27 protein-coding genes and 3 pseudogenes are annotated in these 26,242 nt (G+C 41.5%); 9 read left to right on the forward strand and 21 right to left on the reverse strand.

Annotated features, from left to right (window positions below; translation table 11 throughout):
* Window positions 1-115: 115 nt before the first annotated feature.
* The gene (locus NSB28_RS24185) at window positions 116-742 is read left to right on the forward strand and encodes a GNAT family N-acetyltransferase (RefSeq protein WP_109748729.1); all 627 of its coding nucleotides are present in this window, start codon (window positions 116-118) and stop codon (window positions 740-742) included.
* Window positions 743-808: 66 nt separating this feature from the next.
* Here NSB28_RS24185 and NSB28_RS24190 read toward each other — a convergent pair whose 3' ends face one another.
* Genes NSB28_RS24190 through NSB28_RS24200 form a run of 3 tightly spaced genes read right to left on the reverse strand, consistent with a single transcriptional unit; the run spans window position 809 to window position 3,154 of the window.
* The gene (locus tag NSB28_RS24190) at window positions 809-1,240 is read right to left on the reverse strand and encodes a hypothetical protein (RefSeq protein ID WP_109748730.1); all 432 of its coding nucleotides are present in this window, start codon (window positions 1,238-1,240) and stop codon (window positions 809-811) included.
* On the reverse strand, window positions 1,215-2,108 hold the full coding sequence (locus NSB28_RS24195) for a phosphodiester glycosidase family protein (RefSeq protein ID WP_109748731.1): 894 nt from the start codon (window positions 2,106-2,108) through the stop codon (window positions 1,215-1,217). Before NSB28_RS24195 ends, NSB28_RS24190 begins: the two co-directional genes overlap by 26 nt.
* Window positions 2,105-3,154 carry a bifunctional glycosyltransferase family 2/GtrA family protein gene (locus NSB28_RS24200; protein ID WP_109748732.1) on the reverse strand — a complete coding sequence of 350 codons (1,050 nt, stop codon included), beginning with the start codon at window positions 3,152-3,154 and terminating at the stop codon, window positions 2,105-2,107. The genes NSB28_RS24195 and NSB28_RS24200 overlap by 4 nt, the downstream gene beginning before the upstream one ends.
* Window positions 3,155-3,471: 317 nt before the next feature.
* On the opposite strand from NSB28_RS24200, the gene NSB28_RS24205 reads away from it, so the two are divergent.
* Both NSB28_RS24205 and NSB28_RS24210 read left to right on the forward strand, forming a co-directional pair.
* A complete protein-coding gene (locus NSB28_RS24205; protein WP_109748733.1) occupies window positions 3,472-4,524 on the forward strand; it encodes a hypothetical protein in 1,053 nt (350 codons plus the stop codon).
* A gap of 27 nt (window positions 4,525-4,551) precedes the next feature.
* Window positions 4,552-4,821, forward strand: a complete 270-nt coding sequence (locus NSB28_RS24210) for a CD3324 family protein (RefSeq protein ID WP_109748734.1) — start codon at window positions 4,552-4,554, stop codon at window positions 4,819-4,821.
* Between the two features lie 20 nt (window positions 4,822-4,841).
* Here the strand turns inward: NSB28_RS24210 and abc-f are convergent, their stop codons facing one another.
* The 7 genes from abc-f to NSB28_RS24245 form a co-directional block, all read right to left on the reverse strand.
* Complete coding sequence (abc-f, locus tag NSB28_RS24215; RefSeq protein ID WP_109748735.1) at window positions 4,842-6,386, reverse strand: ribosomal protection-like ABC-F family protein; 1,545 nt, start codon at window positions 6,384-6,386, stop codon at window positions 4,842-4,844.
* Between the two features lie 502 nt (window positions 6,387-6,888).
* Window positions 6,889-7,818 (reverse strand): homocysteine S-methyltransferase family protein, encoded by a 930-nt coding sequence (locus tag NSB28_RS24220; RefSeq protein WP_257497938.1) that lies wholly within the window; start codon window positions 7,816-7,818, stop codon window positions 6,889-6,891.
* 35 nt (window positions 7,819-7,853) lie between these two features.
* Entirely contained in the window at window positions 7,854-8,123 is a 270-nt protein-coding gene (locus NSB28_RS24225) for a hypothetical protein (RefSeq protein WP_257497939.1), read from the reverse strand.
* Window positions 8,108-8,884, reverse strand: coding sequence for a carbohydrate ABC transporter permease (locus NSB28_RS24230; RefSeq protein WP_109748737.1), 777 nt, complete (start codon window positions 8,882-8,884; stop codon window positions 8,108-8,110). The genes NSB28_RS24225 and NSB28_RS24230 overlap by 16 nt, the downstream gene beginning before the upstream one ends.
* A gap of 4 nt (window positions 8,885-8,888) precedes the next feature.
* Complete coding sequence (locus NSB28_RS24235; protein ID WP_109748738.1) at window positions 8,889-9,764, reverse strand: carbohydrate ABC transporter permease; 876 nt, start codon at window positions 9,762-9,764, stop codon at window positions 8,889-8,891.
* A gap of 33 nt (window positions 9,765-9,797) precedes the next feature.
* Window positions 9,798-11,114 (reverse strand): ABC transporter substrate-binding protein, encoded by a 1,317-nt coding sequence (locus NSB28_RS24240; RefSeq protein WP_109748739.1) that lies wholly within the window; start codon window positions 11,112-11,114, stop codon window positions 9,798-9,800.
* 45 nt (window positions 11,115-11,159) lie between these two features.
* Window positions 11,160-12,074, reverse strand: a complete 915-nt coding sequence (locus NSB28_RS24245; protein WP_257497940.1) for a dihydrodipicolinate synthase family protein — start codon at window positions 12,072-12,074, stop codon at window positions 11,160-11,162.
* A gap of 247 nt (window positions 12,075-12,321) precedes the next feature.
* On the opposite strand from NSB28_RS24245, the gene NSB28_RS24250 reads away from it, so the two are divergent.
* Window positions 12,322-13,086 carry an IclR family transcriptional regulator gene (locus NSB28_RS24250; RefSeq protein WP_109748741.1) on the forward strand — a complete coding sequence of 255 codons (765 nt, stop codon included), beginning with the start codon at window positions 12,322-12,324 and terminating at the stop codon, window positions 13,084-13,086.
* A gap of 211 nt (window positions 13,087-13,297) precedes the next feature.
* Here NSB28_RS24250 and NSB28_RS24255 read toward each other — a convergent pair whose 3' ends face one another.
* The 7 genes and pseudogenes from NSB28_RS24255 to NSB28_RS24275 form a co-directional block, all read right to left on the reverse strand.
* Window positions 13,298-13,789 (reverse strand): cysteine hydrolase family protein, encoded by a 492-nt coding sequence (locus NSB28_RS24255; RefSeq protein WP_109748742.1) that lies wholly within the window; start codon window positions 13,787-13,789, stop codon window positions 13,298-13,300.
* A gap of 70 nt (window positions 13,790-13,859) precedes the next feature.
* Window positions 13,860-14,564 carry a helix-turn-helix transcriptional regulator gene (locus NSB28_RS24260; protein WP_257497941.1) on the reverse strand — a complete coding sequence of 235 codons (705 nt, stop codon included), beginning with the start codon at window positions 14,562-14,564 and terminating at the stop codon, window positions 13,860-13,862.
* 54 nt (window positions 14,565-14,618) lie between these two features.
* Window positions 14,619-14,753: pseudogene (locus NSB28_RS25215) on the reverse strand (HTH domain-containing protein); the annotation flags it as partial.
* A gap of 111 nt (window positions 14,754-14,864) precedes the next feature.
* Window positions 14,865-16,556, reverse strand: a complete 1,692-nt coding sequence (locus NSB28_RS24265; RefSeq protein WP_109748744.1) for a hypothetical protein — start codon at window positions 16,554-16,556, stop codon at window positions 14,865-14,867.
* Between the two features lie 585 nt (window positions 16,557-17,141).
* Window positions 17,142-17,375 carry a hypothetical protein gene (locus tag NSB28_RS24270; protein ID WP_257497942.1) on the reverse strand — a complete coding sequence of 78 codons (234 nt, stop codon included), beginning with the start codon at window positions 17,373-17,375 and terminating at the stop codon, window positions 17,142-17,144.
* 37 nt (window positions 17,376-17,412) lie between these two features.
* A complete protein-coding gene (locus tag NSB28_RS25220; protein WP_109748745.1) occupies window positions 17,413-17,499 on the reverse strand; it encodes a hypothetical protein in 87 nt (28 codons plus the stop codon).
* Window positions 17,500-17,679: 180 nt separating this feature from the next.
* Window positions 17,680-17,967, reverse strand: a complete 288-nt coding sequence (locus tag NSB28_RS24275; protein WP_109748746.1) for a type II toxin-antitoxin system prevent-host-death family antitoxin — start codon at window positions 17,965-17,967, stop codon at window positions 17,680-17,682.
* A gap of 233 nt (window positions 17,968-18,200) precedes the next feature.
* Here NSB28_RS24275 and NSB28_RS25265 point away from each other — a divergent pair, with 233 nt between their 5' ends.
* A complete protein-coding gene (locus NSB28_RS25265; protein WP_330665427.1) occupies window positions 18,201-18,482 on the forward strand; it encodes a helix-turn-helix transcriptional regulator in 282 nt (93 codons plus the stop codon).
* A 234-nt stretch (window positions 18,483-18,716) separates the two neighbouring features.
* Here NSB28_RS25265 and NSB28_RS24285 read toward each other — a convergent pair whose 3' ends face one another.
* Entirely contained in the window at window positions 18,717-18,959 is a 243-nt protein-coding gene (locus NSB28_RS24285; protein ID WP_257497943.1) for a hypothetical protein, read from the reverse strand.
* A 155-nt stretch (window positions 18,960-19,114) separates the two neighbouring features.
* Window positions 19,115-19,339 carry a DNA-binding protein gene (locus NSB28_RS24290; RefSeq protein WP_330665428.1) on the reverse strand — a complete coding sequence of 75 codons (225 nt, stop codon included), beginning with the start codon at window positions 19,337-19,339 and terminating at the stop codon, window positions 19,115-19,117.
* Window positions 19,340-19,647: 308 nt separating this feature from the next.
* Between NSB28_RS24290 and NSB28_RS24295 the strand changes: the two are divergent.
* Both NSB28_RS24295 and NSB28_RS24300 read left to right on the forward strand, forming a co-directional pair.
* Window positions 19,648-20,174, forward strand: a pseudogene (locus tag NSB28_RS24295) (helix-turn-helix domain-containing protein).
* 38 nt (window positions 20,175-20,212) lie between these two features.
* Window positions 20,213-21,757 (forward strand): caspase family protein, encoded by a 1,545-nt coding sequence (locus NSB28_RS24300; RefSeq protein WP_109748748.1) that lies wholly within the window; start codon window positions 20,213-20,215, stop codon window positions 21,755-21,757.
* Between the two features lie 169 nt (window positions 21,758-21,926).
* Here NSB28_RS24300 and tnpC read toward each other — a convergent pair whose 3' ends face one another.
* Together tnpC and tnpB are read right to left on the reverse strand one after the other, a co-directional pair.
* Complete coding sequence (tnpC, locus tag NSB28_RS24305; protein WP_109748749.1) at window positions 21,927-23,546, reverse strand: IS66 family transposase; 1,620 nt, start codon at window positions 23,544-23,546, stop codon at window positions 21,927-21,929.
* A gap of 65 nt (window positions 23,547-23,611) precedes the next feature.
* Window positions 23,612-23,914 (reverse strand): annotated as a pseudogene (gene tnpB / locus NSB28_RS25225) (IS66 family insertion sequence element accessory protein TnpB); the annotation flags it as partial.
* Window positions 23,915-24,087: 173 nt separating this feature from the next.
* On the opposite strand from tnpB, the gene NSB28_RS24310 reads away from it, so the two are divergent.
* The gene (locus NSB28_RS24310) at window positions 24,088-25,305 is read left to right on the forward strand and encodes a tyrosine-type recombinase/integrase (protein WP_257497944.1); all 1,218 of its coding nucleotides are present in this window, start codon (window positions 24,088-24,090) and stop codon (window positions 25,303-25,305) included.
* Entirely contained in the window at window positions 25,306-26,100 is a 795-nt protein-coding gene (locus tag NSB28_RS24315) for a tyrosine-type recombinase/integrase (protein ID WP_109748751.1), read from the forward strand.
* Window positions 26,101-26,242: the final 142 nt, after the last annotated feature.

Here is a 26,242-nt window from a genome sequence, read left to right on the forward strand (position 1 = left end):
CCCCTTGACCGTACAGTTACTGTATGCTTTATGATATTAAACAGCAGCAGTTCAGTTTCCTGAACTATTACGTAGATTATACACCAAAAAACAAAACACAGAAAGGAACATACATATGGAAGACAAGATTATTCTCAGGAGTTATGACAAAAAAGACCATCAGGCACTGGAGGACATAATACGAAAGACATGGAACTATGATAAATTCAGCAGCCCAAAAACAGCTGCCAGGCTGGCACATGTCTACCTGAACAGCTGTCTGGCAAATCAGACCTTTACACGGGTAGCCGCCGTTAACGGACAGCCGGTTGGGATTATTATGGGTAAACATATAGGTAAGTATAAACGTTCACCCATACTTGACATAAAACTGCTCATCTCCATCGCATCACTCTACATCACAAAAGAGGGACGGTCAGTCTCTAAAATATTTGGCTGTGTAAGCAGCATTGATGAAGAATTATTAAAGAGCTGCCGGAAAAATTATCAGGGGGAAGTGGCATTCTTTGCAATAAACTCTCAATACCGTGGGAAAGGAATCGGCAAAAAATTATTCCATTCACTGCTGTCTTACATGCGGTCTGAACATATACAGCAGTTCTTTCTATTTACAGATACAAGCTGCAACTATCAGTTTTATGAACACCAGGGGATGACGCGCGGCTGTCAGAAAGAGCATTCTTTCCAGATCGCGGATCAGAAGTGCAAAATGACATTTTTCCTCTATGAATATTCCATTTAGAGTACGGTCTGATACCCCTAAAGTACAGTCTGATACCCCCCAGTGTTCCTGTAACAAATTTTGCGCCTACAGCCGCCTGTCTCTGCCCTGACAGGCGGCATGGCGCCCTGCCAATCCCACTGCAGCAGCCAGGACCAGCATACCTCCCCCTGCTATCCAGTACCACTTATCGTATTCTGTAAATCTGCCCGATATATTTATGACGCCCTTGATAAGGCAGCCTGACACAAATACCGCAATGCCTGCATTCCACATGTTAAATGACACTCTTTTCACAGACGCTGTCTTTCCTGTCAGCTGCAGGATAATAGCCGGCAGCATACCTCCCAGAAGGGGAAAAAGGAACATATTTCTCATAAATACTGAGTACTCTCCATAGCTGAATTTTTCATAAACCAGACTGAAAACAATGCACAGTACAGATACCGCCAGGTAACAAAGAGATGTCCTGGCATATCTTCTCTTACTGGATTCAATATCCGATGTATACAATATCACTCACCGCCCTCTCTGAGATTTTTCTGCCGTTTGTGGTGGGATTGTTGATTACGCTCCCGTTAAAGTACATGGTTGAGGAGCCTCCTCCATCCAGATTATATGCAAATGTGCATCCGTATTCCCGCATGACTCCCGCCAGTTCAAACAAAGACAGACCCTCACTTTCCCCGGTCCTCCCGTCAGACACCAGAAAAATATAGTGGAGAGGTCCAATATAACCTATGGCAGTCCGCGGGTTGCTGGCCATAGCCTTTCCCACCTCATTCTCTTCAGAGACTTTCACTTCCCCGTCCTCCACCAATACAGGCCCAAAAGCAAACAGCTGGCTGACGCCCCCATCTGCCAGTTCCTGGGCGCTCACTTCTTCTTCATAGATTACTCCTGCCAGGCCGTCCCCGTACAGGACCATATCTCCGTAGCTGCTGTCCCTGCGCACCGTGTCTCTGTATAATACACCGTTCTTTATGACATAGCCCCTGGAATTGGCACCGTAATAATCGCCGTTTACTGCAAGCACTGCGCCGTTTTCTTCAGCTGTCTCTGATGTCTTCTGTGTAATATTTGTGCCAAAGGTATCATCCGCCAGGGCTGTCTGCAGATATTTGGCAGAACTTAGCTGTACGTCTGCAATATATATTGCCGTATCATACTCACGGATGGTTTTGATGGATATCTGTATATTATCATCACTATACGAATCCTGCGTAATGACAGCTTCACCAGTAATCAGCGGCATCTCATCATCCTCCACTGTTCCAAGGCTGTGCGGTATGACAAAAGTATCCAGAATTACAAAAGCGTCAGCAAAAATCAGAACTACAGCAAAAAGGACTGCAAATACCCCCGGCCTTTTTAAGAAATCCTTCATAGCTTTGCCTGCCCTTTCCTCTTAAAAATAAACCTCTGCTGTACAGACCAGCTTAGAAGGAACATAGAACCGTCCACCAGAACCTTAGCTATATAAGGATCAACAAGACCTGAACCTCCAATGCCTGCCAGGACCCACGTACCTGCCAGCAGGATAAAACCTGATAATGCAAAATACTCCGCCCCTGTTTTCAGCACGTTTCCGCTGTCCCTGAATACATAATTTCTGTTAATGGCATAATTGGCTGAGGCACTGCATATCCTGGCAATTACATTGGAAATTATAAGACGTGTTTCCGCCGGAAGCTGTACAAGCAGTGAGATAAGTGCAGCGTAAATGCCATAATCTAAAAGAAAGCCTATAAAAGAAGCAGCCGCAAATTTCAATAAATTCTTGTAAATCAGCACCGCATCCCTGAGGGGCCTGAAATGGGACGCCGCATTTTTATTCAAATAAACAGTTTTAATTGGTATTTCTCTGACAGAAAAACATTCTGTTCCTTCCAGAAGCATGTTCATCTCATAGTCATAACGCTGCCCTTCCACACTGCACATGAACTGCAGAAAGTCCACAGGAAATCCTCTCAGCCCGCTCTGTGTATCGTACACTTTTTTACCAGTAGACAGACGGAAGATATATCTCGTTATTGTATTTCCCAGTCTGCTCTTTAAAGGCACCCTGCCTTTCAGCCTCCTGCTTCCAATCACCAGCTCGCCCGGATGTGAGGCAGCGGCATTATACACAGCCATAATATCCTCCCGCAGATGCTGTCCGTCTGCATCTGCTGTGACCACAATCCCCCATCTGCCTTTATTTATCTGTTCAATATAAGTAAATGCTGTCTTCAGGGCCGCCCCCTTCCCCATATTCTTTTTATGCGTTAAAACAGTTCCGTATTTTTTTACAGATTCAAATATCTCATCGTATTTTTCAGGGCTTCCGTCATTTACCACCAAGATGGTAAAAGTCCGGGTGCCTGACATATCGGTCAGCAGCTGCACAAGATGTTCATCCGGCTCATAAGCCGGAATCACCAGATAATTCATTCACAGACCTCCTTCACAAATATCTGCGGACACTGCTGTTCTAAACCCAGCTGCCCGCAAGCGCTTTTTATACTCCTACAAAAGTTATCTTATATAATGTAGCTTAAATCCACCTGAATAAAGCGCATAATTATATCTAAATAACAAGGTTGTAAACCAATACACGCTCCAGTACTCTGGAATTCAGTCATAAAACCTTTTATTCCTTTTGGGTAATAAATAAATATAAAAATGTTTGGTATTGGATATCTTCCTAAATCCAGTATAATAGGCTTATGATCAATTAATACTGCTAATGTGTGAAAGGAGATGTCAAAATGGCATATTATGTAGAGGAAATGAACGAGTGGGCTATACGCAGGATTGAATCAGAGGCGCCTGATGACGTTGACTTGCTGATGGGCCATCCACAGTGGAATGTCCCTGAAGACGGCAATGAGATCCGCTTTTCCTATTTTCTGCCCAACAGTGAAAAAGGCATGAGCATTGCCAAAACCTTTGTTATAGAAAATATAGGCTATGATTTCTGGGGAATGCCCTGGGAGCGGCTCGAACATATTGCATCACTGGAAGAAAGCTTAACCTCAGTCCTGCTTGACGGCACCATCCTCTGGTCAAGGAATACAGAAGTTTGCAAAAGATTTACTGACCTGCAGCAGCTGGCCAGAGAAAGGCTGCAGGATCGTTCATACTCCATGAAAACAGCACTTAACAGGCTCGCTGAAGCCATGGATACCTACAAAGTCATGGCCTTCGAAGATAACTTAAGCCATGTGAGGAAGGGCCTCTGCTATATCGCAGATCAGCTGTCTGTAGCACTGGCGCATATAAATGGCACGTATTTTAAAAAGGGGCCTGAAATGCAGGATCTGGTGCTGGATACACTGCCTCTTGTGCCTGAAGGATATACTGACGCCTACCGCAGGATCATCCATGCCATGACCATAGAAGACTGCTGTGAACTCGCTCATGAGATGATTAAAAAAGTACGTGTATTTCTCACAGGCCTTTGCAGTCAGATGGACGGAGGCTGCCGCTCACAGGACAGTACCTGTGATTACAGTGATATGGCTGCCTGGTATGAAGAAGGCACCTACTGGTTCCGCCGCCTGTATAGCTATACCGGCAGAGGAGATGCAGCCAGGACGCTGCAATGGGGGTACAGCCTGCAGGCGGAGCTGGACTTTGCCCAAAAAGCATACGGCCTGGATCAGATGGATATTTTAGATGCCTATGATCCTGATAATCTGACGGCCTTGAACCAGCGCGGCCACAAAATACAGGAATACCTTCACAATACGCTGCTCAGCCATAATGCCAAAATCCGGGAATATGCTTCCCTTAAAGAGTTTTTGAGCAGCGGTGAGTAAAACCTGCAGAAAGGACGGTCAAAACTGATGAGATATCTGAATGCTTCTGAAATACTGCCGGATGAGCTCCTGCGTGAGATACAGAAGTACACTCAGGGAGAGACACTCTATATTCCCAAAGAAAATGAACGGAAGAAGTGGGGAGAAAATTCCGGCTCCAGAAGCTACTATATAGAGCGCAATTCAAAGATCCTGGAAAAATATAGAGAAAACGGCTGCTCCATGCAGGAGCTGGCCGATGAATTTAATCTGTCTGTTGAAAGCATAAGAAAGATTATTTTCAAGTCCGGCCGCTGACTGCGTGGATAATTTGTGCCCTACAGAAGTATCTTCTGGTGGGCGCATCTCTCTCCGAAGAATCTGTCATGCTCCACAATGAGCATTGTAGGGTTGTATTTCATGATCAGCTCCTCTATCTGCATTCTGGAAAAAATGTCAATATAATTCAGCGGCTCATCCCAGATATACAGATGGGCCTGCTGCAGGAGGCTTCCTGCTATCAGAACCTTCTTCTTCTGACCTTCTGAAAACTTTTCCATTGGTTTTTCGAACTGTACCCGCTCAAAATCCAGCTGACGCAGAACTGCTTTAAACATACTTGCGCCGACTCCTGACTTTTCTATATAATCATCCAGGCTGCCCTTTAAAAATGAGGTATCCTGGCTGATCCATGATATCTTCAGCCCTCTCGCCACTTCCAGCCTGCCGCGTATCTCAGGGATGCCCTCCTTTATCTCATTCGGCAGGGGATTCAGGATCTCCGCTCCCTCCGCTGTCAGGATCGCCTTAATGACACTTGTTTTGCCGCAGCCGTTCCTGCCCTGCAGAATAGTCCTGCTCCCCCGTCTCAGCTCCATATTAAACCGGCCAAGTACCTCCCTTCCGCCATAACAGAAGCTGGCATCCTCCGCCTTTACATATATCTCTTTATAGTGAGAGAGAGGGATCAGCTTTAGTTCTCCCGGCTGTTCCAGGTTTTTAAGCAGCCGGGACTTTTGTTCTATGGCAGACTGCTGCCTTCTCTCCAGATTCTTCCGCCTCTGCTGCATCCTCTTAGATTTCTCCCCTATATAGGCTCTCGTATCCTTGCTGCGGTCAGGTTCTTTGACGGGATTGAACCCTATCTTTGTCTTTTCAACCCTGGCAGCCCAGGCTGCTGTCCTTTTAGACGCTTCCTCCAGCTTCCTGACCTCTCCCTTTAACTTTTCATTTTCTGAGAATTCAAATGCATCCCTCTTCTGCTTGTTTTCCCACCAGGAGGTAAAGTTGCCCTTCTCCACCTGTATCTGATTCCTCTCCAGCACCAGCACGTGATCCACACATCCGTCCAGCAGCCATCTGTCATGTGAGACCAGGATAAATCCCTTCTTCTTGTTCAGATAATCCCTCACCGCCTCTCTTGTAGGCATGTCCAGATGGTTTGTAGGCTCGTCAATGAGCAGGAAATAATTTTCTCTGGAAAACAGGACTGCCAGCATCACCTTTGTCCTCTCCCCATGGCTTAAGCTGCTGTACGGGCGATACAGCAATCCTGCATCTGTCTCTAACCCAGCCAGCTCTGTGCATATCCGCCACAGTTCAGTACCCGGGCATACTGTCTCTATCACATCGATCGTGTCCCTGTCCATATCCTTTTCCCTGATTTCAAATGGGAAGTAATCAAAAAAAGACGGTGCTGAAATACTGCCCTCATATTCATACTTTCCCAGGAGCAGATTTAAAAACGTTGTCTTCCCCTTGCCATTCCTTCCTATCAGCCCCAGCTTCCAGTTTGTATCCACACTGAATGAGGCGTTTTCAAAAATATTGTCATAGCTTCCCTCATAGCAGAAGGTCAGCCCCGAAACATTTATTTGTGCCATATTATTTCACTCCTGTCCACATTTTGTCCGCACGCCATGCTTATATTAAAGCGTCTAAAAAAAGAGAACCGCCTGTTATCAAACGATTCTCATAATGTCCCGGGTATGGCCTCTTAATGTGCTGATCAGGGCAAAGTGCACACAATACCTGGCCCGGCATAATACGCCTGCACATTTGCACTTTTGCCATCCGCTGGCGACTGTTACATTCAGGCAGGTATTTTATGCCTAAGCGTAACGGAGCGCTGCGCAGATTATATATTTTTCAAAAAATGGGCACAAAAAAAGAGAGGCTGGCCGGACATAATCCATCTTTGACAACACAACAAATCCCCAATGGCGCGCAATGGTTCATATGATTTACATGTTTTCATAATAGATTATTTTATAAATCCAGCCATTCTCACTTTACACCTCTCTTTATTATTCTGCTGCCATAATAACATACTGAGCACAATATTTCAATCTCTTTTATCCACTAATTCGGGTTCCGGGTTACTGTTCACCAGTCGGGCCGCAAGGCTTTTGCGGCAGCCCTCATATGAGACGCATCTGTTCCGCAGCACCCGCCAAAGATCCTGAAACCAAAGTCATCTCTCAGTCTCATCATACTGTCCGCCAGCGCCTCCGGTGCAGAGCTCTTTAAATCTGAACATCCATCCAGTTCCTCATAGGGGAGAGGCGATGTGTTTGCCTGTATTCCCCAGAAACGCCTCCTCACAGCTTCTGTCCTGTTGAAATCATGTGACAGAGCCTTGTATACAATATCCGGATGCACACAGTTAGTCATATAACAAACAGGATTATTCTCTGTGCAGCTGTCAATCTCTCTGATAGCAGTGTCAATGGCAGTACCGTCTATCAGCCTGCCGTCCTGCCTGACGGTAAAGCTTATGATATAGGGCAGACCTGTATCTGACATTGCCATGGCCATACCTTCTGCCTCTGCCAGTACCGGCATGATGCCTGCATATAAAAAGTCTGCTCCCGCCTCTTTAAAAAGATCAGCCTGCCACGCATGAAAGCTGCGTGCTTCCTGTGTCCCAAGAGCGCCCTCCCCTGTGTAGGCGTCCCCCCGGCAGCCCATCAGACCGCCTATGTACATCTCCGTTCCTGCATTTGCTTTAATCTCACGGAGCGCTTCTACATTTTCTTTAATAACCGACTCATCAAATCCTGCTGCCTTTATTCTTTCCCTGTTGGCGCGCCGTGTGGGCGTCATCGCCAGGAACGGCAGGCCGTACCCGGCCGCTACAGCCAGATACTCTCTCCACAGTGCCTGAAGAGCCTCCCTGCCTGCCGCACTGCGGACCAGACCTGCCATAGCGGCAGGGCCGTCAATCACAAATCCATACTCTCTTTTAAGACGTTCCCCCAGAGCCCCTTCCATAAGGACAGCCCTGGAATTCTCCATACATTTAATAAAATCCAATTTTCCTCCTATCCAGCCGAAGGCAGGTACAGTAATCATGCCTTCAGCCCGCCGTTTTCATCAAACTGCAGACTCTCCTTCATCTCAAGTATCTTACGCTTGACCTCGCCGAAAGCCTCCATATCAACCATCTCATGTGTCACATATACTTTGCCAGTTTCCCCGGTACTATTGACGGCCTTTCCCTTCAGGCAGTCATACAGATGCACTATTCCCAGCTGTTCCGCGATCAGCCAGTCACTCTCCAGCAGATAGAATATCCACTCCGGCTTCCCGTCCGGCCCCGCCTTCACCTGCGCGTGCATCTTCTTCCAGAACTCGTCATAATCTGTCCCCAGTTTACGCTTCCGTGCTGCCCCTGCATAAGAGCAATCCCCACAGTGATGGTGCGCATCTCCTCTGTTCTTGCAAAGGTGAGTGCATACATATATTCCTGCCACGAAAGAATAAATGCAAACATAGCTACGGTGACGATTCCGGGAGCTGCAAGAGGCATTATGATTTCAAACAGGATCCGCAGGCGGCCGCACCCGTCAATTCTGGCCGCATCTTCCAGAGAAACCGGAATAGTATCAAAATATCCTTTTATCATCCACGCGCAAAATGGCATTGCAAAGGTAGTATAAGCAATGATCATGGACAGATGCGTGTTCAAAAGTCCAAGCTTGCTCATAATAATATACATTGGAATAAGAAGAAGCATGGATGGAAACATCTGCACAACAATAAGGACCACAGAGAAAAGGGTCCTGCCGTGGAATCGGAACCGCGATATCCCATATCCGGCAAACATTGCTACCACAAGAGATATACCCATAGTTGCAAAGGAAACAAACAGGGAATTTACAAAGTAAGTCTTAAAATAGCCTCTGTTCCAGATCTCAGAATAATTATCAAAGCTAAACCTGCGGGGCAGCCATTTGGGCACCTCCTTAAAAATTTCATCTGCTTCCTTGAAGGAAGTAGAAATCATCCAGAGAAAGGGCAGAATCAGCATCATTGTCAGGACAAAAACCAGCATAGTAAGTCCGATCCTGATGTATTTCTTTTTTTGTGCTCTTGTCATTGTCTCACTCCTTCAAAAGCTTCCTCACATATACAATGCAGGGAATAATCAATACCATCATCATGACCACAGCCGCTGCAGATGCATAACTTGTCTGGAAGGTCTGCATAAACAGCCTGTAAATATATACCGGAAGTGATAAGGTGGCCTCCCCCGGCCCTCCTTTAGTCACTACCTGTATGATCTCCAGCTGGTTAAAATTCCATATTGAAGTCAGGATCGCCGTAATCAGCATAATATTTCTCAGCATGGGAACCGTGATAAACCGGAAACATTGGCTGCTCCTGGCTCCATCCACCTTTGCCGCCTCATACAGGTCTCCCGGTATTGCCTGAATTCCGGCCAGCAGCGTAATTGCCACAAAGGGAATACTTTTCCATATAATTACTGTCACTACTGATACTGCTGCCATCTTTTCATCAGACAGCCATGCCAGATTGTGGGATATAAGCCCTGTACTTTTCAGCAGATAATTCATCATTCCAAATGACTCGTTCAGGAACCATTTCCAGATGATCCCCGCAATTGCATTAGGAATGATCCATGGAATCAGCACCAGACAGCGGAACAGCTTTTTACAATAGATATCCTTGCTTAGCAGCACTGCAAACAATAATCCCATAGCCATTTCAAATATAAGTATAACTACAGTCCATACAATGGATCTCCACAATGCATTTAAGAACATGGAATCCTTCATCAGTTTCGCATAATTCTCCACTCCCACAAATACTGGTGTTATGGGCCGGATCAGGTTTTCATTATAAAAACTGTTCACCAGCCCGGATAAAACAGGATAGATGAGAATCACCAGAATCAGGAGTGCACATGGTAAAAGAAACAGATATGGACTCAATACTGTCTTTACTCTTTTTTTCATTTGTCACCTCTTCAAAATCTTTTTGATCTCTGGTTACTCACCATGCAGTTCTTTTAATTTTGTATCCAGGGTATTCATCCCTTCCTCAACTGATACGCTCCCCATGATCATCTGCTGCACAGTTGAATTTGCATACATACTGGTCAGGGACTGCCACTGCGGGTCAAGAGGCGGTATCAGGCAATCGTTAACCTCCTCCAGGAAAGGCTGCAGTTTATCATTATAATTTGCTCCTGCGTATTCAACAAAATCGTCAGTATACAGCATTCCACCTGCGGCATTGCAAAAAGCGCCTGCAATTGTAAGGCCTTCTACATCACTCGGTGTATTATAGAAATAGTCAAGGAATCTCCATGTCTCTTCCTTATGCTCAGAGGCTTCCAGGATGTTAAATGTATTAGGATATCCCCTGTATGCAGTTTGTTCCGGTCCGTCAAAGAGAACTGCCGTGCCCCATTTACCTTCAAGCTCCGGTCCCTTCTCCTCTACAGAACCGGTCACCCATGCACCGTTTTGCATCATTGCCACTTCGCCGCTTACAAAAGCATTTGTCACTGCTTCCCAGTCATAGTCCACGATACTTGCAGGTGATACCTTGTATTTTTGTACAAGGTCTGTCATAAGCTGAGTACCCTTGACTGCCGCCTCATCCGAAAGTTTAGAAATCCATTCTCCATTTTCATACGCAGAGATCTCAGCCCCGCACATCTGCATGAAGTTTACCCAGTAATCAGAAGCATTTTCCGCCTGCACTGGCCACGCATAACCATACTGGTCAATCACACCGTCACCATCAGTATCTTTTGTCAGGGCCTGCGCACATTCCAGAAATTCGTCCCAGGTTTTTGGCGGCTTTTCCGGATCCAGCCCGGCCTCCTCAAAAAGATCCTTTCTGTAAAAAAGTGCCCAGTTGCAGCCTTCCTGGGGAAGGCCATCAATCTTTCCGTCTTCGGTTGTTATCATTGCTTTTGCACTGGGAAGAAAACTATCAAGTGTTTCCTCCGAAACATATTCGCTTAAGTCCGCCAGCGCTCCTATTCCTCTGTATTCTGCCAGCATAGAGGTATTGCACATGATCAGGTCAGGTGCATTGCCGCTGACAATAGAAGTCATGATCTGTGAAGGTGCGTCTGTCCAGCTGCTTCGTGTCTCCACAATTTTTATATCAGGATTTTCAGCCTCAAAATCTGAAATTGCTTTTTCAAGTACTTCCAACTGTTCGGGAACCCAGGCCGTATGTAAAAATTGAAGTTCCACTGTATCTTCTGCTCTTACTTCCCGAGTAAAGCTGCTGAAGGTTCCTGCCACCATCACAACACTGAGAATCACGCTTAACATCTTTTTCTTCATTGAATAAATCCTCCTTCTACTTATTTTATAGTTTTTGTTACCCCTCTATTTCATTCTCAGTTTCCACACAAGCTCTACCGCCTGACTGATCCACTGAGAACAAAATTCTTCACTCATATTGTGCAGGCTGCGCTGGGGCTTTCCTGCACTTATCCCTACTATTTCGGATAAAATCCTGTAATTTTCAGGAAAAGCAACGGCATCCAGATGACGCACAAGCTGGATTATACGAAGCTGTATTTCTGTGGCATGCTTTAAATCAAGCTTTTTATAAGACTGCCATATATCAGCAGCAGCTTCATCCAGCATCCAGCACAGCGCTGACATGCACCCTGACGCTCCAATGGTAAGGCTTGGAAGAAAAACCGCATCCTGGCCGGTAAATACCATGAAATCCGGCCTTATTTCATTCACTATTCCCATCACCTTAGACAGGTACAGCATATCGCCGCTGCTGTCCTTCATGCCAATCACATTCGGCAGTCTCAGAAGTCTTTCCATATACTTCAGCGGAATCTCCGGCGAGCAGAATGGGATATTGTACAAAAAGATTTTCATTCCTGCCGGGGCCTGCCCGGATATGGTTTCATAGAAGCTCACTACATTTTCCGGAGTCTGAGGATAATAATACGGCGGACATATAATGCAATATGTATACCCCAGTACCTCCATATAGTTTAAAAGACCCAGTACTTTATGCTCAGTGGCCCCACTCGCTCCTCCGATAAGCACCTTATACCTTCCGGCCTCCTCCATTCCGATGCGCAATACTTCTTTATGCTGCTGCTGATCCATATAGACAAATTCTCCGGTTGAACCACACAGAAGCAATCCAGCCGCTTTTGTCCCTGTACAATATTTAAGCTCCTGGCGCAGAGCCGTCTGATTCAGGTGTCCCTCCCTGTCAAAAGGAGTAAGAACAACCCCATAGGTGCCTGTTTCAATCTCTTTCCCCTGCAAAGTCTCGCCTCCGTTGTTTATATATATGAACGTTTTTTATATATCTGTACTTTGTTTAAATTGATGATAGCACAGAACCTCAGCACTGTCAATAATGGTATTTTTATTATATTTCATCATTGTTTTTTGTTTATTTTTTACTATGAAGTATCTTTTTGCTTGAATTTACCAAAAAATCATGTAAGATGTATATATGAATGCTTTTCAGTTATACTTGTGCTATTAAGAAACCAGGGGGAATTTGATTATGGAGCCAAAGAACCACCGTCTTTTACAATGCTCTTTAGAAATTATGAAATATATATCGGAACAGCCTAAAGGGGTATCCTTTAAAGAGATCTGTACAATTACAGACCTTCCCAAAAGCTCAGTACATAATCTGGTTCAGACAATGTGCAATATGGATTTTTTACAGAAGAAGGAAAACTATAACGAATACAGGATCGGTCTGAAATGTTTTGAGGTAGGTAACTCCTACCTCTCTACAAATCCTTTTTATTCCATAGCAAAAGAAATAGTAGAGAATGTATCCGCCCGCTGCAACCAAACTTCACACTTTGGTATCTTAGACGGACATGACACGATCTATCTCTACAAATTTGACAGCAACCAGCCTCTCCGCATTGCTTCCCACACAGGGAAGCGTATTCCCGCCCATGCTACCGCCTTAGGCAAGGCCCTGCTGTCCGGTTTTACAAAAGCTGAGTTGCTGGAACTTTACAGGGATTACCCTCTGCAGCCCATGACAGAGTACACCATCACCTCCCTGGATGAACTGTGCGCCCAAGTGGAGGAGGTACGCAGGACCCAGGCTGCCTATGAGTCCGAAGAGTCCTCCCCTTATGTACGCTGTATAGCAGTTCCAATCCACAACCGCATGGGAAAAGTCATAGCCGCTGTATCTGTATCTTTTCCAATTTACCAGACAGATATCAATCCAGGGGCTTACCGCGATATTTTATTTGAAGCAAAAAAACAATTAGAGGCGCCTTTGATGACTTTGGATATTTAGAAATTTCTGAACCAGCCCTGCCATTCAGGAACGGCGGCAGGAAGGCTGTATTGCCGTAGAAATGGAATGTGGTCTTGCCATGTAACACACCATATAACAATCCCGGAAACGCTCACTCTGTCAGCATTTCCGGGATTGTAGGCTGTTAAAGGCCCAGCATGGATGTTGTTCACTTGGAATGTTATAGATGCGAAAGGAAAAGTGCATTGGCTTAATAAATAAACTCATTCAAACTAATTATTTTGCAGCCCTTACTTTCATAATAGCGCAGCATTTCATCAATTTTTCTTTTATCATAACTTGTAATACAATCTGATAAAACATTGACTCTATAATTTGCTTTACGCAGGTTGTAACAGGTGGATTTGACACAGGCAGCGGCGTCTGCTCCTGCTATGTAGAATTTGTTTATTTCATTTTTATTAATAAACTCTGCGTACTCCTGGCTGCTTAATGCATTTCCTTTGTACTTTGTGAATATATTTTTTGATACTATTTTCAAATCAGAAGCTAATTCAGACCCGCGCGTATTGGGTTTAAATGTCCTTGTACCGTCTGATAAATTTTCGTGTCTTATGTAAACAACAAACATATCATTTTCTACTGCCCAGTCTATGGATTTGTTTATATTATCAATTATTTCCTTGTAATTCTTTGTTATATCATTTTGAATATCTATTATTACTAATACTTTTTTCTGCATAGCGGTTCCTCCTGATATTGTGATTTGGTTACCGCTATTATAACTGATTATTAATGACAGCAGTATGTCACTAATCTCTGTAAAGATTTTGAATCTGCAGTGCTTTTTCTTTAAGCATGTCAATAACTTCCTGAGGTTCAAGAACTTTCACAGAATCACCAAAACCCAGGAGCATAGAAAACCATATTCTCTCGTTCTCTATTCCGCGTGTCTCTATGATAAAATCACCATTTTCATATTCTTCGACTACTTTTCCTTTCATATATTCCATTACAGGAACCCGGACTTCCGCTTTACACAATAATTTCATAGGAATATACCGGCGGGTATCATTGCTCCATTTCTTTTCCAGCAATTCCGGGACATTTCCATGTTCGCAGTTTATCGATTTATTTGTAACGTTTAAATACGTTATGCGGTTGAGTTTGAAGAATCGGTAATCATTTTTTTCGGTACAATACGCCAACAGGTACCATGCGTACCAACGATAGTTCAGCGCCAGAGGTTCAACCCTCCTATGGCTTATTTGTCCTGTGCTGTCAGTATAATCAAACTCGACTATACTTTTTTTATGGATTGCTTCTTCGATTTCACGCACAAATTCAGGAATATTCCCTCCCTCTCTGACAACCCCAAAATCAATGAATACCTTTTGTTCCTCATCTTTATAATGTCCTGCCGTCAGCAGCTTTTCCAGCGTTAAATTGATTTTTTTGTTGTCATAAGCCGAACACATACCCTTGAGTGCTGTGATAATAAAAAAATAATCTTCCATCGTGGTAATCTGCTTATTCAATTTAAAGGTGTCAAGTATTTCATATCCGCCTGACGCCCCTGTCGATGATGATATAGGAATTCCGGCAATGGAGAGAGCACCTATATCGCGCACAATGGTCCGGACCGATACCTCAAACCGCTCTGCCAGTTCCTTTGCAGAAACTACATTTCGATTCAGCAGATACATTGTAATTCCGATTAGACGGTCTATTTTCAAGTATAATTATTCCCCTTTCTCATTTTATTAACTGTATATCATGATGCTGGAGCCAAAAGGTCTTTTGACCCTGGCATCATATCACTGGTATTCTTTCATCTCGCTTTTAAATGCTCGATGTCTGGGGAATTTGGAGAGATACGTCTGTATGCGGCATGCCTTTCCCGGCAGAATTCCTCTGGATTCCTCTGCCTCTCCCAACGCAGCCCCAAGCATTGCTGCTTTATTGTAACTCCCCCTATGTCCACCTGAGACAATAGCTTCCACTCTGGCATCAATGATTTTCTGCAGGTAAACTAAAATCGCCTTTTCCATATCCTCATCCACTTTTACCTGATCCAGCCATATTTTCGCCACAGATTCAAATGACGGTTCATTATACTTATTCTGATACTGTATTTTAGATTGTATATCGGCTAAAATTGCCTGCATTCCCGGCGGATAAACACTTCCTTTATATATCAAAAAAAGCAGCAGCGGAACACCTGTGCCGATATATTCTCCTGTCCAGCCCAAGGCTTCTTTTTGTTTTTTACATTCACTCAAAACCGCCCAGAAATTCTGTGAAAAAAATTGAATTATCAGATATTCTTTTTCTTCTATTATGTATTCATCTGTGTCTTTTGATTTATACCTCAAATAAATATCTGGCTTACGCCCTCTCTCCTTTACTTTTTTACAGGCACACTCCAGATAGTTTAGTGCATTATTTTTTTCTATCCCGGTAATCCCTTCACAAGTTATCATTCTAAGGTAATTCTCTGCTGATAACTCCGAATAAAACGCCTCTATACATGCATTTTTTACTTCTTCTTCATTTCCCAGTGCTCTTGCTCCTGCAGCCATCAGGCGGGCCGCACATCCGCGGATCTTCATTCTCCGCTCCATCAGTGACAATGCCGCCTTTCCCTCCTGATATAGCTTTTCCCAGTGTTGGGCATCATAATATTTTTCCAGAATTTCAATAAATAATTTAGGATGCTCATTTGCACTTTTTTTTGCTTCATCTAAAAGTCCATCCTCACCGTAGCGGTATAAAACTGCTTCTTTCAACAGTCTGGATGTCCACCTCTCTTGATGGCCACGAAGATATGTGATCCATAGTTCCATAAAGGTATCAAACTGTTCCAAGGGCTCAATCCCCACTGCCATTATCTCATCCAGTTTTATTTCCCTAAACATTTCCCTTGTAAAATATTCATAGAGTTTTTGGGGCCTCGCCTTCATCTCCGTCACTTGATACGTGGAATATAAAGTTAAAAGTGCGATCCTCTTAAGATCCAATGTAACAATATTCTCCTGGACCAGTTCTTCTACCGACAGATCTACGGAATCCCCGCCACTCTGGTCATCTGCTGTAAAGTTCAGACTCCCCAAATTCCAATATATAGCGGCAGCAGTTTTATAGTCCTTGTCAAAAACACACTGCTCAGCTAATTGATAAAACTGTTTTAGCTGCACACCTATTCCATTAGGATCCTCATACTCATACACCCAGTCATTATCCCAGTAATATTCCCCATACTCTTCATACCCGCAGCAGGAAAGAACCAGTTCTTCCTGCTCCTCGATCTTTTTGCACCAGTCAATTACAGCTTTCAGTTCCTCCTTATGGGATAAACGCTTCTTTTTCTCGAACTGTTTAAGAAATTCTTCACGCCTCTCCTCCTCTATTGTTCTGGCGTAATTCTTCAGCCATTCCTTGATCTCTGATTCCGACCGAAAATTATCAATCTTCTGTTCTACTGCCTGCATAAATAGTTTAAACTCCATGTAAATCCCCCTCTTTTTCGGCATGAGCCTATCACATGCGCTCATAGTATTTTATTGGTTTTATCCGCGTTTTATTTTTTAAAGCTCCGTTATTACAATGGAGCTGCATAACCTTTTCAGCTCCAGAAACAATATCGTTCTTTTCATGTATCAATTTCCCGATATCTACACTAATTCCATTTTGTTGTTATCTTTTTCCATATGGACATATGCATTAACCCTGCAAAATTTTCTCTCTGTATTCCTCTATCCTTTTTATCAGCTTTTCAATATGTATTCTATTAAAATCCGTTGTATCTATAACAATATGAGGGCCATTCGCCACAAAACTATCCATTCCTCTATCAGTAATCCCATTCACAAAAGCTTCATATGAAATACATTTAACATCTCTATTCGGAAATTTTTCAGGATAGCTGTCATTTACAACATGACCACGATGTCTGTCCAGGCTATTATTTCTCTCTGCAAAACGCTGGTATATGTCGCCATAATTTCCCGTCAATGTTACAGTAATAGCTGTATAAGTATATTTCTCAAGAATTTTTAGCAGAGGTGCTTTTGATATTTTTTCAAAATTATTTTCTAAATAAATGGCTGTTTATTTTTCATTAGCTGTTCTGCCATATAGTACATAATATTCATACTGGCAATACCTAATTTAACCTTTTCTTTTCTGCAATGAAATCCTATATCATCATACATTAACTCTTTAATTTTATCCTTTGAAATTGCCGGAATTCCAAAATACTCCGATAAAAACGCTGCCATTGTACTCTTCCCTGCGGCAGGAATCCCGGTAATTAGTATACAATACATTTTCAAATTTCCACCTCTATTTCAATGTGATTAATTCCTATTGTCCTTTACTCTCTAATTCCCACAAGTCTCTTCTGGCACAATCCGAAGACACTTGATATATAGCTCGAATTTCAGACACCATAATTCTTCCTGTCTCATTTCTCTTTTCACAATATCTCTTTGTCTTTCTTCCCTAAACATAATTTTTCATTATCTCACACAAATCTTTATTTTAATTTGTTCTACCCTCTTTCCTACAGCTTCTGTATTATCCTCTGCGATATAATCCCGAGTTGCTTTCAAATCAGCCACTACAAAATGATTAATCCTTAGTTTCATCAAGCGTCTCCATTGCTGATTTTAGTTCATCAAGGCTCATCCACCCTTTTTCATCTGCAACCGCTTCTTCTGCCTCCTGCAATTTAACTAACAGCTTTTTCTCTGCTCTGTCTTTTTCATAATCCTCAATGTCTAGAACTACAAATCTTCCTCTGCCATTTTTGGTTAAAAAAACCGGCTCTCCTGCCCGACAATTTTTGAAAACTTCATTATAATTTCTCAAATCAGATACTGGTAAAATACTAGGCTTATCATCAACTCCTTCTCTGATGTTATTTCATTGTTCATCTGTATTGTACAATGAAATGCTATGAAATTAAACTTAAAATTTTACAGCATTTCTGTCTCTCACGAAAACTTGGTTTTTATCTACATTAGAGTTAATATAAAATTTCACAATATGTAAGAGTTATATTATATTCATAGAAAAAAGCGGTGGCAGATGACAAAAAACATAATTATAAATTTAATAATAAAATATATGTGTTTTGAGCTACTAAAAGAATGAGTCAACAAGAACTTGACGACCTCGCAGGTGTATCACAGCAAACGATTATACAGCTTGAAAGAAACAGATACAATCCGAGTCTGGAAAATTTTGGTAAATCCAGTATTGTAGCTTTAATATGGCTTGTTGTCATTATAAATGTGATAGCTAAGTTCACAGGAGGCGGATCATTTGGTATAATAGAATATCTACAGTATACCAATACATTACAATGGGTCTATACTTCTACAATTATAGTAAAAATTCCATCGGTGTTTGTTGTTAGAAAATTAGAGTAAAAGATGAAATTTATAAAATGTCGTAAAAATAAAATACCGGGAATTGCCCCAGAGGGCTTTTCGGGGTTCTGTCCATTACTCGAACTCCCTAGGTTATTAACTTATTTGTTAATTATATGGTATTTTTTCAAAGCTGCACCAGATTTTCAGCTTCTTTGTCCTGTTCAGTAATTCCATATTCCGCTAATTTAACTGCCATTCGGAACATTAATTGCTTTTCCATTTCTGGCATAGTCACCTATCTCCCTTTTCTTTTTTGACTGAAATTTTTATTCTAACTTCATTTCTTTTTGCTTCCTCTGCCAAGCGCCGTAACTGTTCCCGAATACTTTCTTCCTCCGGTGTTTTCTGGCCGCCACAGGCGCGGTACTGTTCTTTCGTGAACCATGTGTTGTGCTTTAACTTCGGCTGCATATCTCTGGTGTATGCGGCTACAAATTCAGAAAACGTCATATCTAAATCAGAACCTTCTTTCATCAGAAAGTGCTGTCCCACTCCACCGCCTCACGCCTTTTTTAAAGCCCCTCTTGACCTTCCTGCAATTCTTTCCAGTTCAGTCATTATAATGGAACGACACGAACCACGTTCTCCGCTTCTCGTCTTTATAGGCTGCCATGCTGCCACTTCCTTTCTTAATTCGATTTTGTTATTCCATAAAACTTTTCTTCGTAATACTTCCGGCTTACCCTTCCTACAATAGTAAGAAAACTTTTTGCTTCTAATTCTTCATTCATCTGTCGTACCAGTTTGTAGGCAAATGGTTTTGAAATGCCTAATTCTTCTGCAATTTCCCCGGCTGTTACAAATAAAGTGTTGTTCAATAATAAATCTCCTCCTTTTTGATTTACGGCTTCCATTTGTATCGTCTGGTGCTAGTGTTTCAACTGACCTCAACCGCTCATACGGCTATGGGATTGCTCCTTTTCGAAATTCCCACCATTTACAGGAGTGTCTTTCTTCGCTCGCCCTTACGGGGTCTTGGCGGAAGTCTGTTGGCAGATGATACAGCTCATTCAGTTCTATTAACATTGTTGTTAATGTTGTATCAGTATTATATATTCGCTTATATGTTAATGCCAGGTATTTATTTCGCAAAAATGTTAATATTTCTATTTGCTATTTTCAGATTATCCATTATAATAAGGGAAAAGGCGGTGAATAGAAGATGACAGTAGGCGAAAAAATCAAGTTTATCCGTAACTTCCGAGGCATGACACAAAAAGAGTTAGGGGTAGGAATAGGCTTTGATGAAAAAGGAGCCGATAACCGGATAGCCCAATATGAAACGAATTATCAAGTGCCTAAGAAAGATACGTTGTTGCAGATAGCGAAAGTTTTAGACGTGAATCCGTTAAATTTCATTAGTGAGGTTTCCGGTTCAGCGGAAGATATTATGCAAACCTTCTTTTGGCTGGATGAAGATAATCCGGGCGCAATCAACCTTTTCCAGCTTGTAAGGAATCCGGGGAAGTGTAACGCTTCGGATGATACCTCTGTGCGCTATAATGATAGTGATGACTGGCTGCTCACCCGCCAGTGGGTTTGTGGTTTAAATATGGCGTTGTGGATGATTTTATGCGGGAATGGCTGGTTAGGAAAAATGAGCTGAAAGCTGGGGAGATTACCAGAGAGGAATATTTGGAGTGGAAATTGAACTGGCCGAAAACTTGTGATGGATGTACAAAGAAATGAATCAAAGAAAAAATAAAAACTAGAGTTTGAGGTGACAAATGTCAATAAAAGCTATCTTGGTGGGGGTGTCTTTTTATCCTACATTAAATTATGATCCTTTGCCCCTATGTAAAAATGATATATTTGCTGTAAAAACTGCACTTATTAATGGACTAAAAGTTGATTCCCACGACATTATTTTGTGTGGAAAAAATGGCTATGTAACAATAGATGATATGGTAAATGCTCTGAAATTTATACTTAATTATTCCACTCAACACGATACTCTTATCTTTTATTTTTCAGGTCATGGTGGTAAAAATACATTAGCATTTAGTGATAACTTACTTAATCTTCAAAATTTAATTGAAGTAATTGAGAGTACTCCGCTCAAAAGCAAAATAATCATATTAGATAGCTGTCATTCTGGCAGTTTTAGTGTTGACTCTCCCGCTCAAATGGCATTATCAGAAACTGTTGAAAGCTTTGCAGGAAAAGGATATGCAGTTCTTGCTTCGTGTGGTTCTGAACAGAAATCTGGATTCAGCCCAGATAGGCCAATAAGTTTATACACAAGTTTTTTGTGTGATGCTTTAAACAATCCTTTTTTAATAAGGCAAGGTAAAAAGTCATTAGAATCAATTAATCAAGCAATCTTTCAGTATGCTACTGCTTGGAATAGGAAAGGTAATAGTAGAATACAAGACCCAATATTTCGTTCTAATATTGGTGGCACTATATATTTTGAAGTACAACACTATAATCCATATAAAATAAAAAAAGTTTATGAAGAAACAGACTTTTATATTATTTATGCAATAGAACCCGTACATCATGGAATGGCCAAACGATTATCTGCAAAAATCATTTTGCGTTATGAATCCTCTGATGAAGAGATCTCCTATATTGCTGACGAAATAAATCAAAAGATAATTAATTATGATGTATACCAAAATCAAAAATCTGAACAAAGATATAAAGGAAAGCCCGCTAACATTATATGGTGTTATTTTGGATATGATGAAGATGATATGATTGATTGTAATTTTCTTTGTCATTCAACTTGGGTAGATGATTCACAAGATAAGAAAAATTGGTATACAGAAGGAAAAAATATCAAATGGGTAAATGGAATACATTTTAACTTTAACCCATCGTATACTATGATTAAGAAATTAATGCATGGTGAAGAAGTTAATCCCTTACAATTAATAAATGAAGTCAAATCAATAACTTCTAAGGTTATATCACTAGGTGAAAAATTTATACAAATTTTCCGAGAATATTGCAATAAAACTATAACCGAAAAAGAGTTAATACAATCAGTAAAAAAACTAAATACTGATATAACCCAACTATATTTAGATGAAAGTAACTTAAATGTGCCACCAAAGGAATTGCATGATTGGTTTCAAGCTAATATACAAATAGTTTCCACTATACAAGATTTAACTTTATATTATGATGAGCGCTACACTGACAAATGGACAGAAGCAAATAAGCTATATTTAATAAATAGTACCATAAAACGTTATGCTGATGAATTAGAAAATCTTAGGGAATTAGAAAATGTGGCTGATGAATTTATAAAAAATAAAACATAGGTATCAAAAAGGTATCACGCCCCACTCAAAGAGCCGGAAAGTCCGCTATCTAAGCGGCTTCCCGGCTCCCTGTCTACTATTCAAACTCCTCGGCGGATAGCTTGAACTGTAAACGCAAAATAGTAAGTACCTTGACATTTTTAGGCGGCTGCTTTGCAGCCACCTATATTTAAGCTTTTCGGATTTCTGACGGAAGTTTTTCTGACCACGGAAGAAGATCTTCCATGAATGAACAGTCGGTGTCATCCATGTGTTGTGGGATTTCTTCTAAGAGATACTGTACATAATCAAAGGGTTTCAGATGGTTGGCTTTTGCTGTTTCTACAATACTGTAAATGATTGCGGAAGTCTTGGCTCCATTGATCGTATCTATCATCTGCCAGTTTTTCTTCCCGATACAAAATCCCCGGATTGCCCTTTCGGATGCATTGTTATCTATTGGAATATCTCCATCTGTGAGAAATACCCGAAGATATTTTTCCTGGTTCAGCGCGTATCCGACGGCATCTCCAAATTTATCCTTTCTGGATACTTTTATGGTTTTCAGATACGCAAAAAAGGCATCCACAAGCGGTTTTATAACCACCTGCCGTTGATTAAGCCGTTCATCAGAAGAAAGGTCTTTCAGCTTCCCCTCTTCCCGATAGATCGCTTGGATCTGTTTCATCAGTAGAAACGCTTCGGATTCCTTTTGATGCGATCTGTTGATCAGCTTCAAAGCTTCATCAAATCTGCGACGGCAGTGAACCCAGCAGCCGGCAATCCTCAGTTCTTCCAACTCCTTTTCCAACGTATGGTAGACCTGGTATCCATCTGTCACACAGATGCCATCATATCCTTTCAGGAATTCCCGTGGATGAGATGCGTTTCTCGTCTGTTGGTATTCATATAAGACAATCTGGCGGTTCTGATACAGATGTCCGGAACGATATACCCACATCCAGCTTTTAGAACCCGCTTTCCGTCCATCATGGTTTACAAGCACCGGTGTTTCATCTGCCTGGATCACATGATAGGAATACAATTTTTTATGAAGATGATCATAAAGAACCGATAAATATTCTTCTCCGAGACGAATGCACCAGTTTGCCATGTTTTGCCTTGTGATCTGAAGACCATAACGCTGGAATTCCTGTTCCAATCGGTAGAGCGGAACTGCATTCACATACTTTCCGTTAATGATCGCGGCTGCTAAAGACGGCGATACCAGGCTGCCATGCAGCAAGGCCTTTGGATGACCTGCTTTGACCATATGTTCATCTGTTTTGCTGGCATATACACCAAGGTGATGTTCTTCCACTTCCACCTTTGCTGGTACGAAATGATATTTCCTGGAGATTGCATCCGGCAACTGTTTCCAGCCTTTCTCACCGAATTCTTCTTCAAGTTCGGTTTCGGATAGATAATGATCGATCCGTTTGACCGGAAGCCCGGAAAGATCAGCTTCTTTCTTTCCTTTGCTTTTTGGTTGCTTTGGAGATCTGAGTTCCAGATCTTCCGGTTCTGATACACTAAGATCAGATACAGCTTCAGCTTCGTTAAAAAATACGATGCTTCCATCCACTTCGTGAAAACTGATCTGATTGGTATCATCCATCTTTTCAGAAGATCTGCCAAAACGATTTTGTTTACCAAGGATTACCTGTTCCATCAGAAGCTGCATTTTTTCATTTGATGTATGAAGTTCCTTTGTTAAGGTTTCCAATTGTTCCTGCTGTTGCAAAAGCAGACGGATAAGAAACGACTTATCAATGGTATTTAATTGTTCTTCCGTATACTTAACTGCCATAACCGAACCTCGCTTTCCTGAGTGGTATTATAGCAGAAACGGCAGATTTTCGCTGTTTTGCACAATTACATGGAAAACACCGGCTCCGGAACTTCTTCAATCGGACTCCTGGCAATGATTTCTAAGCCCTGCATCAACATTTGATACTGGTCTGCGGTAATCTCCAGCGCTTCGTCTTTTGTGCGCGGCCATCGAAAGTTACCGTTTTCAATCCTCTTGTACAGAAGGAGGAACCCATCGCCTTCCCAGAGGAGTCCTTTTATCCGGTCAGTACGCCTGCCACAAAACAAGAATAATGTATGTTTATCATAAGGATCAAGATGAAACTGGAAACGTATGATTCTGGCAAGACCATCAATTCCTCTGCGAAGATCCGTATTATTTTAGTTCTAGAATAATACGGATTATCCGAGAAGTATTGTTATTCGAGAAGATTGCTGTAACAGCTTATAGTTACAGCATTTTCAAAAAAACTTCTCGAATAAGGATTTCCGGTTTATCCTTATTGTATATCAATCATACAGTAAGGAGGACTTTGATTATGCGGGAAGAATTCAAATCATTTGATGCACTAGAAAACGAACTTTTAGATAGACTTAAGGCTCGTGGTTATACTTCTGTAACCATTACAGGATATAGGTATTTATGTAACAGTATCATTGCATGGCTGCAAGATAACGGATTTGGTTACTACACTCAAGAAAGGGGGAATGTATTCTTACAAGATTATTATAGTAAGCATGGCAACAATCCGTATTATTCTAATCTGAAAATGGTAATCTTTCGGCTAAATGATCTTTTAGATGATAAGTGGAAGGATGCATATTCAGACAAAGGAAAGCATTTTGTGCTTTCTGCTGAATTCCTTGCAGCTATCGAAAAGTATTGTGCCTATGAAACTGGCATTGGACTCGCTGCCGGAACTATAAAATATAAGCGATATGCAACATCATGGTTTTTTGATGAATTAGAGAAGTTACAGTGTGCTTCTCTTGAACAATTATCGCCAAGAGGGATCACTATAGCCTGTGCTAAGATAACAGATCACAATCTTTGGGGAGAAATCAGAGTATTTTTGAGATATTTAACTGAGGTGGGCGAATTAAGTGTAGATTATTCGACACTTGTTCCTCATTATAGTAAACCCTGTGTAGTACCAAGCGTTTATTCAATTGATGAAATTCAAAGGATTGAGGATGCTATTGAGACCAGCACTATGCAAGGAAAAAGAGACTATGCGATCATCCTTCTTGCATCACGAATGGGGATGCGTTCAGGTGACATTGTAAAACTAAAAATGGAAGATATAAGAAATCGTAACGGCATTGACATCATTCAAGAAAAAACAGGAAATACTCTGCATCTCCCGCTCATTCGTGAAGTTATGGCTGCTATTGAAGATTATCTATCCATTAGACCTCCTTCAGCAGCGAATGAAATATTTTTAAATGTGTATGCTCCGCATAATCCAATAACAACAGGAACTATTAGGAATGCACTAAAGAAATATATAGTGTTGGCTGATATAGATATCGGAAACCGAAAGAAAGGTCCCCATTCTTTAAGATCATCTTTGGCAAGTTCTATGGTCAATGATGATATACCTTATGAAACCGTAAGAAAGATATTAGGGCATAGCTCTAACAACGCCATAAAGCATTATGCCAGAATCGACGTAGAGAAATTAAGGCTGTATTGTTTAGAACCGCCAGAAGTGTCTGGAAATTTTAAAGCCTTCTTACAAGGGGAGGTGATATAAATGACAGACGAATTCAAATCGATCTTTAGTAATGAGATTAGATTACATCTAATGCTTCGAAAAGAAGAATTAGCTTCAGAGGCATTCAGACATTACAGACATACGATAAAGCTATTTGATGACTATCTTTACAGCATTAATCTTAAAGAAAAATCAATAGAGGAACCGATAATAGATGGGTGGATTAAAGAGATAAGCAATGGAATTTCAATAAATACCGTAAGTGGGCACGTTCATTTTATCAGGCAACTTCTTTTATTCCTGATAGATCATGGCTACGATTGCTTTATCCCGAAAACAATTAGGACAAGAGATACATATGTACCATATCTGTATACGGATCAGGATATTGAAAATATTTTTAAAACAGCGGACTCCTTCACAGCTCCACGTGCTGTAAAAAACATAAACATCGAAAACGAAATGCCGCTGTTATTACGATTACTGTTTTGCTGTGGCTTACGTGTAGGAGAAACTATAAACATTAAAGTTGGGGATATTGATTTAAAAAGGGATCTGATCCTCCTGCGTGTCACAAAAAAATACAAACAAAGATTGGTACCCTTTGATAAGAAGCTGTCAGAAATTATATACTTGTATTGTGGTGCAATGGGAATTCTAAATGATTCCGAAGCATATCTGTTTCCGTCGACGGATAGGTATACTCCATTAACAGCTAATTCTGTTGGAAATTATTATCGAATTATCCGAAAAAAGGCGGGAATAAAAAATAATCAGATAAATAAAAATGGACGTGGTGCGTGCCTTCACTGTTTTAGACATACTTTTGAGTAAGATCCTTTGATAAAAATGAAAGAAGAGGCATTAGTCATAGGGAATCCATTCCGTTTCTATCAACGTATTTAGGACATGACAGTTTATACGAAACTGAGAAATACTTGAAATATAGCGGCGATTATTTTGCGGATACTCTTAC

The sequence above is a fragment of the Murimonas intestini genome (assembly GCF_024622195.1).
GTDB classification, from domain to species: Bacteria; Bacillota; Clostridia; order Lachnospirales; family Lachnospiraceae; genus Murimonas; species Murimonas intestini.